This is a genomic window from Halobacteriovorax sp. (assembly GCF_041587335.1).
In the GTDB taxonomy this organism is placed as follows: domain Bacteria; phylum Bdellovibrionota; class Bacteriovoracia; order Bacteriovoracales; family Bacteriovoracaceae; genus Halobacteriovorax.
This window is the reverse complement of the sequence record NZ_JBFGYP010000013.1, coordinates 30,741-43,979: the sequence shown is the minus strand read 5'-3', so window position 1 is coordinate 43,979 and position 13,239 is coordinate 30,741. Positions and strand designations below refer to the sequence as shown.

General features: G+C 34.5%; 14 protein-coding genes and 1 tRNA gene. 7 read left to right on the top strand and 8 right to left on the bottom strand.

Annotated elements, in window-relative coordinates; all coding sequences use genetic code 11:
* Both secF and ABX784_RS03730 read left to right on the top strand, forming a co-directional pair.
* Positions 1 to 889, top strand: an 889-nt coding sequence (gene secF / locus ABX784_RS03735; RefSeq protein WP_372652722.1) for a protein translocase subunit SecF, incomplete at its 5' end; no start/stop codon positions are given.
* A 19-nt stretch (positions 890 to 908) separates the two neighbouring features.
* Positions 909 to 1,529: a hypothetical protein gene (locus ABX784_RS03730; protein ID WP_372652719.1), complete on the top strand. Its 621-nt coding sequence runs from the start codon at positions 909 to 911 to the stop codon at positions 1,527 to 1,529.
* On the opposite strand, the gene ABX784_RS03725 is transcribed toward ABX784_RS03730, so the two are convergent.
* Positions 1,530 to 3,161 (bottom strand): hypothetical protein, encoded by a 1,632-nt coding sequence (locus ABX784_RS03725; protein ID WP_372652717.1) that lies wholly within the window; start codon positions 3,159 to 3,161, stop codon positions 1,530 to 1,532.
* A gap of 328 nt (positions 3,162 to 3,489) precedes the next feature.
* Between ABX784_RS03725 and ABX784_RS03720 the strand changes: the two genes are divergently transcribed.
* The 3 genes from ABX784_RS03720 to ABX784_RS03710 all read left to right on the top strand — a co-directional run bounded on the left by ABX784_RS03720 (position 3,490) and on the right by ABX784_RS03710 (position 5,097).
* Positions 3,490 to 3,795, top strand: coding sequence for an HU family DNA-binding protein (locus ABX784_RS03720; protein ID WP_044557394.1), 306 nt, complete (start codon positions 3,490 to 3,492; stop codon positions 3,793 to 3,795).
* 100 nt (positions 3,796 to 3,895) lie between these two features.
* Positions 3,896 to 3,973, top strand: a tRNA-Cys gene (locus ABX784_RS03715).
* Between the two features lie 143 nt (positions 3,974 to 4,116).
* Positions 4,117 to 5,097 (top strand): M48 family metalloprotease, encoded by a 981-nt coding sequence (locus tag ABX784_RS03710; protein WP_372652715.1) that lies wholly within the window; start codon positions 4,117 to 4,119, stop codon positions 5,095 to 5,097.
* Here the strand turns inward: ABX784_RS03710 and ABX784_RS03705 are convergent.
* The 3 genes from ABX784_RS03705 to ABX784_RS03695 all read right to left on the bottom strand — a co-directional run bounded on the left by ABX784_RS03705 (position 5,094) and on the right by ABX784_RS03695 (position 8,302).
* Positions 5,094 to 5,939, bottom strand: a complete 846-nt coding sequence (locus ABX784_RS03705) for a hypothetical protein (protein WP_372652713.1) — start codon at positions 5,937 to 5,939, stop codon at positions 5,094 to 5,096. The two genes, ABX784_RS03710 and ABX784_RS03705, sit on opposite strands and share 4 nt — an antisense overlap.
* A 9-nt stretch (positions 5,940 to 5,948) precedes the next feature.
* The gene (locus ABX784_RS03700) at positions 5,949 to 6,758 is read right to left on the bottom strand and encodes a ThiF family adenylyltransferase (protein ID WP_372652711.1); all 810 of its coding nucleotides are present in this window, start codon (positions 6,756 to 6,758) and stop codon (positions 5,949 to 5,951) included.
* Positions 6,759 to 6,907: 149 nt separating this feature from the next.
* On the bottom strand, positions 6,908 to 8,302 hold the full coding sequence (locus ABX784_RS03695; RefSeq protein WP_372652709.1) for a sensor histidine kinase: 1,395 nt from the start codon (positions 8,300 to 8,302) through the stop codon (positions 6,908 to 6,910).
* A 111-nt stretch (positions 8,303 to 8,413) separates the two neighbouring features.
* On the opposite strand from ABX784_RS03695, the gene ABX784_RS03690 reads away from it, so the two are divergent.
* Both ABX784_RS03690 and ABX784_RS03685 read left to right on the top strand, forming a co-directional pair.
* Positions 8,414 to 8,845, top strand: a complete 432-nt coding sequence (locus ABX784_RS03690) for a YcgN family cysteine cluster protein (RefSeq protein WP_372652706.1) — start codon at positions 8,414 to 8,416, stop codon at positions 8,843 to 8,845.
* Positions 8,846 to 8,909: 64 nt separating this feature from the next.
* Positions 8,910 to 9,608 (top strand): penicillin-insensitive murein endopeptidase, encoded by a 699-nt coding sequence (locus ABX784_RS03685; RefSeq protein WP_372652704.1) that lies wholly within the window; start codon positions 8,910 to 8,912, stop codon positions 9,606 to 9,608.
* On the opposite strand, the gene ABX784_RS03680 is transcribed toward ABX784_RS03685, so the two are convergent.
* From ABX784_RS03680 to ABX784_RS03665, 4 genes are read right to left on the bottom strand one after another with little or no spacing between them, the layout of a single operon-like run.
* On the bottom strand, positions 9,603 to 10,352 hold the full coding sequence (locus ABX784_RS03680) for an N-acetylmuramoyl-L-alanine amidase (RefSeq protein ID WP_372652702.1): 750 nt from the start codon (positions 10,350 to 10,352) through the stop codon (positions 9,603 to 9,605). The genes ABX784_RS03685 and ABX784_RS03680 overlap by 6 nt on opposite strands.
* Before the next feature lie 53 nt (positions 10,353 to 10,405).
* Positions 10,406 to 11,167, bottom strand: coding sequence for an SH3 domain-containing protein (locus tag ABX784_RS03675; RefSeq protein ID WP_372652699.1), 762 nt, complete (start codon positions 11,165 to 11,167; stop codon positions 10,406 to 10,408).
* 55 nt (positions 11,168 to 11,222) lie between these two features.
* Positions 11,223 to 12,212 (bottom strand): succinylglutamate desuccinylase, encoded by a 990-nt coding sequence (locus ABX784_RS03670; RefSeq protein ID WP_372652697.1) that lies wholly within the window; start codon positions 12,210 to 12,212, stop codon positions 11,223 to 11,225.
* Positions 12,212 to 13,222, bottom strand: a complete 1,011-nt coding sequence (locus tag ABX784_RS03665) for an MBL fold metallo-hydrolase (protein ID WP_372652695.1) — start codon at positions 13,220 to 13,222, stop codon at positions 12,212 to 12,214. Before ABX784_RS03665 ends, ABX784_RS03670 begins: the two co-directional genes overlap by 1 nt.
* Between the last annotated feature and the right edge of the window lie 17 nt (positions 13,223 to 13,239).

Sequence of the window (13,239 nt, the reverse complement as noted above, 5' to 3'; positions counted from 1 at the left end):
TTTCGTTAATAAATTCTCTGTAACAGCAGTTATCTCTTTAATCGTTGTAGCAGTTGCTATCTTTGGTATCGCTACAAAAATGAACTATGGGGTAGACTTTAGAGGTGGAGCAGAGATCCAACTTAAATTTACTGAATCGATCAATCTTGACGGTCTTCGTAAAAACCTTGCTGACGCAGGATTTAAAGGAATTGCTGCTCAAACAATCGGTGAGAGATCTCAAAATGAGTTTCTTGTAAAAGTTCAGGGAGATGAGACTAACCTTAATCAGATTACTGAAAAAGTATCTGAATCTCTTCTCGCTTCTTACGCTTCAAAAGGTGTTGAAGTTAGAAAGGTAGATATTGTTGGTCCAAAAGCTGGTGCTCAACTAAGAATCTCTGGTTTCCAAGCAATGCTTTGGGCCCTAATTGCCATTATGATCTATATTGGTCTTAGGTTTGATTTTAAGTATTCTCCAGGTGCTATTGTTGCTCTTTTTCATGATGTAACAATTATCCTAGGTGTATTTGCATTCTTTCATGTTGAGTTTACTCTGCAGACAGTTGCTGCGCTTCTAGCTGTTATTGGTTACTCAGTGAATGATACAGTTATTGTATATGATAGAGTTAGAGAGCACGAAGAGAAGGGACCTTCACTTCCTCTTTCTACTCATATTAACAATGCAGTAAATGAAACACTTTCAAGAACAATAATGACTTCACTTACAACACTTTTTGTATCAGTTGTTATGTATTTCTTTGGTGGACTAGCAATTAAGGATTTCTTCCTAGCTATTTCATTAGGTGTACTTATTGGTACATACTCATCAATTTTTGTAGCAGCTCCTGTTACTTTATTCTTTGATAGAATGAAAGGAACTGAGGAAAAGAGTGCTGCAAACGCGTAAGTTATTCCAATTTTTTATAATGCTTAATATATCCCTAGGAGTTCTACTCCTGGGGTCTATATCATCTTACTCCCAAGATAATTTCAGTGAAGATAGTGATGATCACTTAGAATCTTCTCTAGAGGACTATCGAAAAGAAAATCAAAAGCTAGTCAAAAGCATTCAAGATAACCACGGCGGTTCAAAAAGTTCTGCTCTTGGTAGTCTAGACTTAGATAAGTTGAGACCTCTTGTTAAAAACCTAAACTCTATTTATTCGAGAATGAGTTATCAAGCATCTAGAGAACAGGTAGAACAAAATATTGGTCAGTCTCCAGCTAAAGGGGTGGCAAAGACCTTTCCAAAGACTGTTGATTTTATGACGCATCTTCTACGAGACAATAGAGCACTACTTGGTCTTTTAGATATGTTTAAGGATAAGAAGAAACTCACTTACTTTCTACTCGCAAATATTTTCACTTTTATACTAGGCTTTATTTTGGCCCGAATGTCCTCTAAGAAAGGAAGTATATTTAAGAGATTATTTGGTTGGATTTTTCGAAAAACTTTTATTTTTGGCCTTAGAATTTTTATTCTTATTTTCTTTTTTGGCTCAGAGTTAGCGCCAACATTCAATATATTCCAAAATGTCTTTCTCTAATTAATCAAGAGCTGGCATACACCCAAATCTCTTATCTGATGGATCAACTGTCGTAGGGATACCTGTTTGATTGTCACCAACATTTAATTCACTAGGTCGTCTAATTGTGTATATTTTCTGTGTAGACTTTCTTATGTATGGGTTAGCCTCATCTGCAGGCCAATAAAAGTGGATTGTCTTTTGAGTGGCCGTAATTTCATCTGGTACGTAATGTTGGTTATTTTCGTAGTAGAACCAAATTTTCTTTAATAGGTTTTCTCTAATAATCATTATATCAGTAGGAGCGAGGACAGGCTCATCATCCGTATTGGTAAGAAGCTCTGCTTCTTTTACGGCCATGTACATTCCTTCAGTACTAACACCAACTACTTCTTTTAGAATATTAAATAGCTTGTCTTCACTATTATAATTTGTCTGATCTGGACAGAAGGCCCTTCCTGTTACGGAGTCAATCCATGGCACCATATAGTAACCCATATTTGGAGTATTTCCATCGATATTAGGCATATTTGGCCAAGTCAGAAGTCCGAAGATATTGATTGTTTTTGTTATTCCATAATCGTCTAGTAATCTCTGTTGAATTGTTTCATTAATATCTGATCTTGAATCCGAGTTTTGATCTGCAAAACGTACATCCGATAAATCCCAAAGTGCCATATGTTGAGGTATGAGCTCAAGTCTGTCGTATAGTGGAGAGTCATCTTCTCCATATCTCGAAACATCATGGCAGAATAGGAATGGGTCACCAGGAGCTAGTGACGGTGGACTATTATTACTAGGGAAGTAATAGTGTAGTCTAGCAGCATTCTCATAAAGATTTCCTGCATCTACTTGAGTTCCTGCTCTTGTTAAGCAAGTGTATTGTGAGATCGGCATTATCTTTAAAGGTGTCTCGTCTGATTCATCATCATCACTATATTCAATTCTTCTAATTTGAAATGATTTACTTTGAGCATTAGACCCTGAACCTTTTTCTTTTAAGGTTGCAACGTAAGTTGTATTTAATGCTAGTGAAGATATATTAGCTGAAAAGCTATTTGAGCCTGAGTTTATTTCTACTGAGAGATCACTAGTAGAATTACCATCATAGACTTCTAGGAAACAAGCTGGCCCTGTTAGGCCATCACTAATTTCATTATTACACCAATTATCAAGCGATCCTAAACCTTCATTAAGTTCAACATTGGCCCCTAATGTAGTGCTCACATAAAGAGTAGGTGTATCAGTCGTTGTTCCTGCACAATATGACTCACAGTTATTAATGATATCTGGTAGTCCTGATTTACATGCACAGAAGTCTGAATTAATAAAGATTTCATCGGTTGGCCGTACTACTGGATTATCTACACAAACTCCTGCAGAGTTGGCAATAATAGTTTGAATGTCTTCAGTAACTTCTGTTAGAAGTTCTGTAAGTTCAGTACTTGTTGGAATTGATGTTCCATCTGGACATGAAGACACACAAGTGTCTCCAGATGAGAGCCAGAATAAATCCTCTTCACATCCTAGAGCTCCTGAGGCCTGACTACTTGATGTTACAACTGGCTTTCCTTCACGACCACCACCAGATACACAAGAAGTGAATCCTGTAAGTGCTGTGAATAGTGTTAGGTAACCAATTAATCTTCTCAAGTTATATCCTTTTAGTGCTCTGATATCTCATCGACATTTAGCTTCGTTACTTGAATGCTTTCCTCTTATTATTTTAAGCTGTTAATTGTCTTTTTTCTTAGCTAATCTTTGCATTATGTGATTTCATATAGTTATATCTTTTTTTTGAGAAATAGAGATAAAAAAGAACCACAGAAAATGGGCATTACTTAGTGCTTATTATAACGAAATAACAAGACATTAGGTTTTTACAAAAAAATGATTTAAGCTATTTAGGAATTTGAAAAATTACCGATAGGTTATTTAATCATACAATAATGTAAGTTGAATGTTTCTAAAGGAGAGACGTATGACTAAGGCAGATCTAATTGCTGCAATTGAAAAGCAAGCGAATTTAACACATAAGCAAGCTGAATCAATTATTAACATTTGTTTCGATTCAATGATCAAATCTCTTTATAATGACGAGAGAATTGAGATTAGAGGATTCGGATCATTTGCAAATAGAAATTATAAAGCGTACGAGGGTAGGAATCCTAAGACTGGTAAAGTTGTGAAAGTTCCGCCTAAGAAAGTTCCTTTCTTTAAAGTTGGTAAAGAACTTAGAGAGATGGTTGACGCAGGTAAAGATAAATACGTTATTAGAGAAGCGTAATTATTATTGCTTAGACAATGCAGAACTAGCTGAAATAACGCAAGTTCTGTGTTGACATTTCTATTCGTATAAATCATTATACATTTTCAAGAACAAATGTGGTCAGATGCCAGAGTGGTCAAATGGCGCAGTTTGCAAAACTGTTGCATCATCGGTTCGAATCCGATTCTGACCTCCATTTTTAAAAAAGCCTAGGTTTATGCCTAGGCTTTTTTATTTCTATAATACACTTCAACTAAATCTTTAAATTTATCTTAAGTCTAGATCTCAAATATTGTTATTTTCTTTGAGTTAGATATAATTATTTTATAAGGATGTGTGATGAGTAAAGAACTAATAAAGCATTTAAAAAAAGATCTAATACAAATTAATTCAACAGATCATGGAAGAAGAGCATTTCTTATATCTCTACCTATTCTGTTGGCATCATGTGCTTCTGCACCTAAGCATAGAATGAGAGAGGGAGATAATACAGGTCAAGAGACTAGCCTTAGCTTTTCTGACGAAAGGGCCATGACTAACGAATACCTTCCACAAATGGAAAAAGAGTATCCAACTCTATCAAGTAACTACGCTCAGTCTTATATTAAAGACCTAGGCAAGAAAATAGTTTCCGCTAATGGCCTTGAGGGACATCCTTATAATTATAATTTTAGAGTAGTAGAATCTAAAATGGTAAATGCCTTTGCGCTACCTGCAGGAGAAGTTTTTATTACTGCTCCCTTGATTAAAATGGCAAGTAGTGAAGCTGAACTTGCTGGAGTTATTGGACACGAAGTAGGTCATATTAAAGCTAGGCATACTGCTGAAAGAATCGAGGCGCAGAAAGAATCTAAAACTAGAAATATGTTATTTGGTCTTGGTGGTGCAATTCTAGGAGGAGCTGCTGGTTATGGTCTTGGGAAAGCACTTTGTAAGAAAAATGACCGCGAATGTATAAAGAGAATAGCTCTCTATGGTGGTGCCGCTGGTGCAGGTGGAGTTCTTTTAATTCAGAAATTTGGTTTTATGGCCAACTCTAGAGAAGATGAGATGGAAGCAGATAGGATAGGTTTTAACACATCTTTGACTGCTGGCTATGATCCAAGACATATTGGTAAATTTTATGAAAAACTTTTAACAATGGAAAGGCAATACCAAGGAAATAGTAATCAATTCTCTAAAGCATTTGCTGATGCTCTAAGTACTCACCCTCCAAGTGAGCAGAGGGTGAGACAAATGAATGAAATGAGTCGTGAAGTTAGTTCACGAAAAGGTATCATTACTACGAACTCTTTTGAAAAGGTTAAAAGTTTAATTTAGGCCGCATGCTTGAGTTTGTTCTCTATTGGTCTATTTTCTTTACGTTTGATTACTCTTTGGAGTTTATATTTGAGAAGAGTTAATTTTACTCTTTGTTGTAAGTAGGTGAGGAAGTTAATTTGTCCAACCTGTATAACGTCTTCACTCTTACTATAGTCAATCCAAGTCTTGCAGAAAGCTTGGTAGATATATTTATTGGCCCTACTTAGTTTGTAGTAGTCTGTTGAAAATCCCATTTCATTTGAGTTTGATGTCATTGTAAATCGCTTTAGATCAATTTTAACATCAGAGTTACTTGGAAAATATTTTTTCATATATTCATCTTCCAACATTTTTATAGCTGCTCTATATCCTTTAGGTGTAAGTTTTATGTTCATTTTTGGAGAAGGCCAAGCATAACTCACAGAATTTGTAAAAACCTCAATTATTGAAGGAGTTGAGGTAATATTTGTAACCAATACCTTTCCATATGCTTCATAGGCCATAGTGAAGTTAGAGAGTGTTGCAAGTGACATGAAGTCTCCTCCTGGATTTCTACTAAATATTATAAGACCTGCATGCATCACGGTATAATTATTTGATTTTAAAATAGGACTGACTAGAAATCCGAAGTGAGAATCTTTGTCACTGAATAACGTAATGATGCATTCATTGTAAATTTCTCTGACTTTCTCTAGTGGTAATCCTTCTTTTAAGTAAAGGTTGTCTACGTTTTGTTTTCCTTGAATGTTTATCTCAATCATTGCTCCATACAATCGCATGAGATCTAAGTCATTAAGGTTTTTTCCTGGATTTAAATAATGCTTTGAAGTGATACTATTGTATTTATTTTCATGATACATAAGATTCTCCTAGGCTACTTTTTTAAATGTTTGTAATTTTCCAATTTCTAGATCCATATCGTATTGGTTAAAGAATATTCCTCTGTAATCTGTATGAGGCATCCCACATGCTAACTTGAAAACTTCGTTTGCCATGAGTACTCCACTAAGCCAAACCACTGGTGCTAGTGAAGGTCGCTTACATCTTTTGTAAACAATATCTTTTACATAATCTTTTGGCATGATTTCATAGGGAGAGAAGTGAGAAAATGTATAGTCCACTTCAATTTCTACGGCCTCATTACAAAGTTCTGGAGTCAGCTCTTCTAGAGGGACTCCACTTGTTGGTAGGTTTAGAAAGTCTTCCCAGTGAGGTGAGTCTGGTGTCATTACAAAAACACTAGCGTAAGGCGTTAACCATGCATCAACGATTGTAATAGATTTCTTTCTTGCTGTTCTCTCCAGGATTAAGGAGTTGTACATTTCATCCATTCCATTCACTACGTAGTCAACTCCCTCTAGTAGGCTTTCGATATTTTGTAGCGTCACTTTTTGTGGGAGAACTTTAATTTTCAGATCTGGATTAATTTTTAAAAATTCTTTTTGTAAAACTTCTACTTTGTACTGTCCTAGGGTTTCTTTGTTTGAATGGAGTTGTCTATTGAAATTTGTTTCCTCATAGATGTCATGATCAACTAGAGTAAGTTCTCCAATTCCCATTCTGACAAGAACTTCTGCGCAAACGCCTCCCATTCCTCCTGTTCCTGCAATTAAAACTTTTTTACTTTTTAAAGATTTCTGATCTTCTTTAGAAATTAAACCTAGATTTCTTGAAAACATATGATCTCCTTGGTGAAGTCATCATATATTTTTTGAGTGATCGTGAAATTATTTAAATTTGATTTTTGAATAGTTCAGAATGTTTAGGCGAATTTTTGTCTTTAATTTATTTTATTGTATTCAATTTTATAGTCTTAAATTTTTGGCTATCAAAATATAAGTTCATGATAATCTGTTTTAAAAATTAATTTGATTTCTGTTCCATGATCTTTTGGGTGTTTAGAGTATGATTTACTATTAACTATTATTTTTCCATTCATTTGTTTTGTGAAATAAGCTACTTGAGTTAGACCTATGCCAAGTCCGAGTTCACCAGAAGTTCCTTTTTCACTTTCACTTAAGTTGCTATTAAAAAAGTTTTCAACAGCAGAAGATGTCATTCCCGTCCCATTGTCTTTAACTGTAATGATTACTGCATCTTCTACTTCATCAGCACTTATGTATATGGTACCACCTTCAAAACTAAATTTAATAGAGTTTGAGAGTAGGTTTGAAAGTATAGAATTGGTAAATGTTACCTTGTTTCCTTTTAAAGTGAAGTGATTTTGCAGTGAGGATTTTATTATTACATCTAGCTTTTTCTCTTCTATTTTTTCTTGAAAGTGTCCTCTAGAATCTTTTATACATTCTAGAATATTGAAAACTTCATCTTGTAAGAAACATTTTGCCAAGTGGAAATTTTTTAAATCATTTATAACTTGATACATATTTTCTGAAGCTCGATTTAAAACTTCTTTATCTTTTTTGTTAAAGTCTTCTGATTCATTAAGTAGCTTTTCGGCCTTGAGCCTCATTATCGCGAGAGGATTATTGAGATCATGCATAATCGTTCTTAATAGAGATTCATTAAGGCGATTAGAATCTTTGAGCTCTTCATTTAGGTTCTTGAGTTCTTTATTTAGTAAGTCTTGCTCATGTTTCCCTGCATCTAGTTCACTTAATAGTTGAGCAACATTTGTTTTTGAACTAAAGAAGCGATTGAAGTATGAAAATGGATTCCAAAAACCTATTGTGTTTTTAAAATATAAGTTAATTATTGGATCAGGTGATGTTTCATCTATTGAGCTTTGCGCTGGACCAAGACCTATCATTGTTGGAAAGCCTTCAAATGCCGATGCGTAGGCCTTTGTAAAATTACTAAAGCACTTATGTCCTCTCTTCATGATTATTTTTAATTGGACATGACCACTTTTTACTTTCTTGTATTCAAAAGTTAGATTCTTGTAGAATAACTTTGCTACACAAGCACAAAAAAACCAGTAAATACCTTCAGTTCTTATTGTTGAGGCACAAATCTTTTTTAAGACTGAGAGATCATCATTATCTACTCCAGTTATTTTTAAACTGGTTAGCGTTTTCTCTTCGCCTACGGTGTCAAAAGTATTGTTTGTGATTGTTTCAAAATCTTTCCAGGTGATTTTACCTTTAGGGTTAGATATTTCCTCAAAGGTTAATGAAGTACCGCTCACTAAGACGCAAGGGTCCACGTTGTGCTCTTTTAATGTTTCGATATACGCAGTAAGCGTAGCATTAGATACTTCCATTACTATATTTATATCAATTTATTTACATAGCAAGTAGTCATTTGTACTAAATACAGTATATTCTTTACAAAATATTTCAATAACTTGGCCATATAAGGTAAGTTTTCTTTCATGTTCTGGAAAAATAAAAAAATTAATGAATTCAGCTCTGAAGAGTGGGAATCTCTATGTGATGGTTGTGGAAAGTGCTGTCTCGTCAAATTAGAGGATCCTGATACTTTTGAAGTTGCATACACTGCTTGTGCTTGTTCCTTATTAGATATTGAGAAAGTTAAATGTAAGCAGTATTCTTCTCGTTTCTTAGTCGTTCCTGAATGTCTAAAAATCACTCCAGAAAATATTAATAGTCTCGAATATCTCCCGTCAACTTGTGCCTATAAGCTAGTCTCAAAAGGTAAGGACCTACCAGAGTGGCATCACTTAGTAAGTGGAGATACAGAGTTGGTTCACTCTCTTGGTAAGTCTGTAATGGATTGGTGTGTTCCTGTTGAGAATGTTCCAGAAGATGACTGGGTCGATTTGATAGTTGATATTGAAGATTAAGTTTAAAATGCTATTTGTATAAGTGTAATAAATCATTTTATAATTAAAGAAAAATGGATTTTTTATGCTTAATAAATTAATAATTACGTTATCTCTTCTTTACTGTTCACACTCATTTTCTTCAGAGTCTATAGGCTTCTATTCCAATGGGTCCCTTAATAATTCAGCTTCTATTGATGACTATAATGGTCACTTTGAAAAACTCTTTAGAAATAGAAAAAGGCTCTATGCTACAGACTACTTGTTAGACTTTGTATCCGAGTTTACTTATAGCTTCTATGTAAAGAACCCCTCAATTGAAAAGTTTCAAATTGGAGATATATCTGCTGTACGTGGAGGGAAGGTTTCACGTCACAGCTCTCATCAAAATGGTCTCGATATTGATATTGTTTATCTGAGAACAAATAAGTTGGGACAGGATATTGATAACCCTGAGTGGGCAGAATACTTTGTAAAGTCTGGTGTTGTTTCTAAAAACTTTGATACTAAAAAGAACTGGGAATTATTCAAATCTATAGTAAGTAGAGGTGATGTTGGTCGTATATTTGTTGATCAAGCAATTAAGAAAAAATTCTGTAGTTTATATGGGTCATCTCCAACTAGTATTGAAAAAGAAACTCTCAGAAGGCTTAGACCTGCTAAATATCATCTTACACATTTTCATCTCAGACTAAAATGTCATCCTGATCACGTAAGGTGCAAACCTCAAGCAGATCCTGCTAATTCTACAGGTTGTTATAATTTAAATGTAGAAATGCTATAGGAGTGGAGGTGCTTTTTGTTTTGAGAAGTATTTCTCAATTCCAAGCGAAACGGCATTAGCATAGTCTTCTTGAAACTTCTTTGAGATCATCTTTCTAAGCTCTCTAGTATTAGAGATGAATCCTACTTCTAATAAAATCGATGGCCTTTTACTTAGCGCCATTACATAGAATATTGCTGGTTTTACACCGCGGTCTGTAATTTTATATTTTTTTGAGACTTTTGTGCTAATTTCATTGTGTACTAGCTTGGCCATCTTTCTTGAGCTAGGAGCAGTTCTATCAATAACTAAATCGGCTAAGATCTTATTGATTATCACTTGTTCACCTTTAGTATTTTTATTCTCTACCATTTCAATTTTTTTCACAGCTGCATTGTCATGATTATCTAAATAGAAAGTTTCCAGGCCATGAGAGTACTTAGATGTTGAAGCATTTATATGGATTGAGATGAAGATGTCTGCTTTTATTTTATCTGCAAGCTCTGCACGTTCCTCTAGAGTTACGGTTCTGTCCAAGCTTCTAGTTAGATAGGTTGAGAAATTTTTAGAGAGACGTTTATGAATAATTTTAGCGATAGATAGAGCAATGTCTTTTTCACATATTACTTTTAAAGTCTTTCCTTTCCAGAGTTTACCTTTTGCTCCACAGTCTTCACCACCATGCCCTGGATCAACAAGAATTGATTGAGCAGTAGGGGAGTTTTGTAAAAATAAAAATAAAATAAGGGTAGAAATTAACTTCATTAGCTATATTCTAATTTATTAACAAGCGTGATGCAAATACGAAAACTGTTAAATTACTTAAGTTCTTTCAAGTTTTCGTACCAGGCCCAGCCCTTGGCAGTACTATTGTTTATAAGGTCAGTGTATTCAACATTAATCCATCCACCTTTCTTATCTAATTTAGTTAAGATTTGGTTTGGGGAGATTGTTTTTATGATCTCTGACTTTGGAGAGTTTGATGCTCTCATATTTACAAATTTTAAAGTCACAAACTTTGATAGCTTAACTATCTTCTTTAATTCTTTTTTGATTACAGGCGTTGGGGCTACTGCAATTGGTTGTTCCTCTGTAAAAGACATTTTTCCTAGTACGAGTCCAAAAACAATACAAATTCCCATTACGACATAGAGGTAAGATCTTTTCTCTTTTAGAGAATCGAATATATTCTTTGAGAGCTCATTATTTATATCTTGGTCGAGTTTATTCATCTCTTCAAATTGAGTAAGCTCTTCAAGTTTACTTTGAATGGTCTGAAGTTGTGTAGGTAAGTCTGTCAGCTTTTCGAGAGAGGCCGTCAATTTCTCGTTTTTCTCTCTTTCTATTCTCAAGAACTCATTGTTGATCATCATATCGGATGGGTAGAATTCTGTTGTGACTTGTTGAATTTGAGTCTTGGTTTCTGATATAGGGGAACCAAGTTTATTGGAGAGTAAGCTCGATAGTCCTTTTGAAGGTTTATCAAATGTATTACTTTTTATAATAGATGAAAGTGACTTTCCACCTAGTGGCTTTTCTTCTATGGTCTCTTTTACCATATCCTCAATATTGTCTTTCATAACGTCCCTGTTACCAAAAGTTTAGTGTGTGAGAATAAATTGTAAACACTTAGATTTACATTGGCAATCTTTTTGGTCGGATAATAAGTGCCGCCCGCTCTCCAACTTTTACATTTGGATTTGGGAATATGACTCTTTGTTCGCTTCCTTTTGCATATATTTTTTCTGTGTTGTCACTAGAGATTAGTTCTCCGTCTTTAAACGTAGAAAAATTTGGGAGAGTATTGTCGAATGTGAAGTCAAATGAATCATCATTTTTTATAACTTCAATATTGATTTCAAAGAGCTTTAGTTTTGAGATCTTCTCATTCTTTTTATATTTACCCTCAAGGATTTGTCTTAGGGTGTTTTCAATATCCTTAAAAGACTCTCTGTTGTTTTCGCCAAATCTCTGGACTTTCCCAAGCTCTAGTGTGAAAGAGCTTGCCCCATATTTCATACTTGAATGGTAGGAGAATGTTGTCGCTTTACTATTACTAAAGACCACTGCGTCTATGCCAGAATCTTCTAGAAAACCTAGTTGTTCTATATCTATATCTCTACCTGGAGTGAATGGATAAATGGCAAACTTTTGTAACTCTGATGGCTTTATTGCTGTGTGTAGGTCATAGTGAATTTTACTGCTTTTATCATCAAAGAAGTTATCCATGACTTCAATGATTTCTTTTGCTCTAAGGACATCATAGTTATCTTCTTTAGAACTTAAATCTCTCGCAAAGAGACGGTTGAGGTTTTCACTGCAAAATCTCTTTTCTAGATTCATGGCCCTTGGGTTACCAATAATAAAAAGTGTATGTTCAACACATTCTAGCTTAGCATTTGTTATGTCAGATATAATATCGTTGATAATTTCAATCGGGCCTGTTTCGTTTCCATGTATTCCACAACTATATACAACCTGCTTTGCTGAAGTGGTGTTTGGAATAAATTCAATCAGGCCCGTACCTAATACTTTAAGAACACCATTATTTAAGCTCTTCCATATAAATGGTTCTTTTGTTGATGTTTCGTGCTCTCTAGTCCATGTGAGAAAATCAGTTTCCATTATCTAATCCTAAATTTTTGTCCAAAAAATGGAGCTATGAATTCATTCTTCTTTATTCCAAACTCAGTAAGTGCTGATTCCAACTCTTCTGTAGGCATATTAATTCCTTCATCAGTCAATTTGAAGGTTCCAAAATGCATTCCGATTGTTAACTTAGAATTCAAATCTAAGTGCGCCATTACACTGTCTCTAGGGTTTAGGTGCTGCTCTTTCATAAACCACCTTGGTTCATATGCACCAATAGGTAAGAGAGAGATATCCATCTTTCCATATGCTTTGTATTGTTTTTGAAAGTGATCGGAGTATCCAGTATCACTTGCAAAATATATTCTCTTGTCGGCCTCAATTATAAAAGAGCCCCATAGGGTTTCATTTCTATCAAATAGGCCTCTTGCAGACCAATGCTGGCAAGGTACAAATCTATAGACTATCTCATCTTTTTTGACAGTCTGGTGCCAGTCTAAGCTAATAACATCCTCTATTCCATTTTCATTTAACAGCTTCTCTACGCCTAGTCCTACAATGAAAGTTGGAGAATGAGTTTTATTCAACTTTACTAAAGTCTCTATATCTAGATGGTCGTAGTGGTTGTGCCCTATTAAAATTACATCTATTGGTGGCAAATCGCTTAGCTTTACAGCAGGTTTTCTAACTCTCTTTGGACCCATAAAGCTTAATGGTGATGCTCTATCGCTCCAGATTGGGTCAGTGAGGATGTTGATATTTTTGTTTTGTATTAGAAAAGTTGAATGGTTAATGAATGTGATATGTGTTTCATTAGAAACTCTTTTCTTATCTATTTTAACTTGTTTTACTGGAATAGATTTAGGCCAGGGAGTACTTTTTCCAAAGAATTTCCACTTAAGTAAATCAGTGAACGATTTATCGATATTTTTAGACTTATATTGAAAGACATCACCATTGAAGTTCTTACTTTTCAATGTCTGAACAGAGTGGTTGCTTGTACATGCAACTAAAAATAAAATAGATAATAAAAATAGGTATTTCAAATTTAACATTCCCCCTA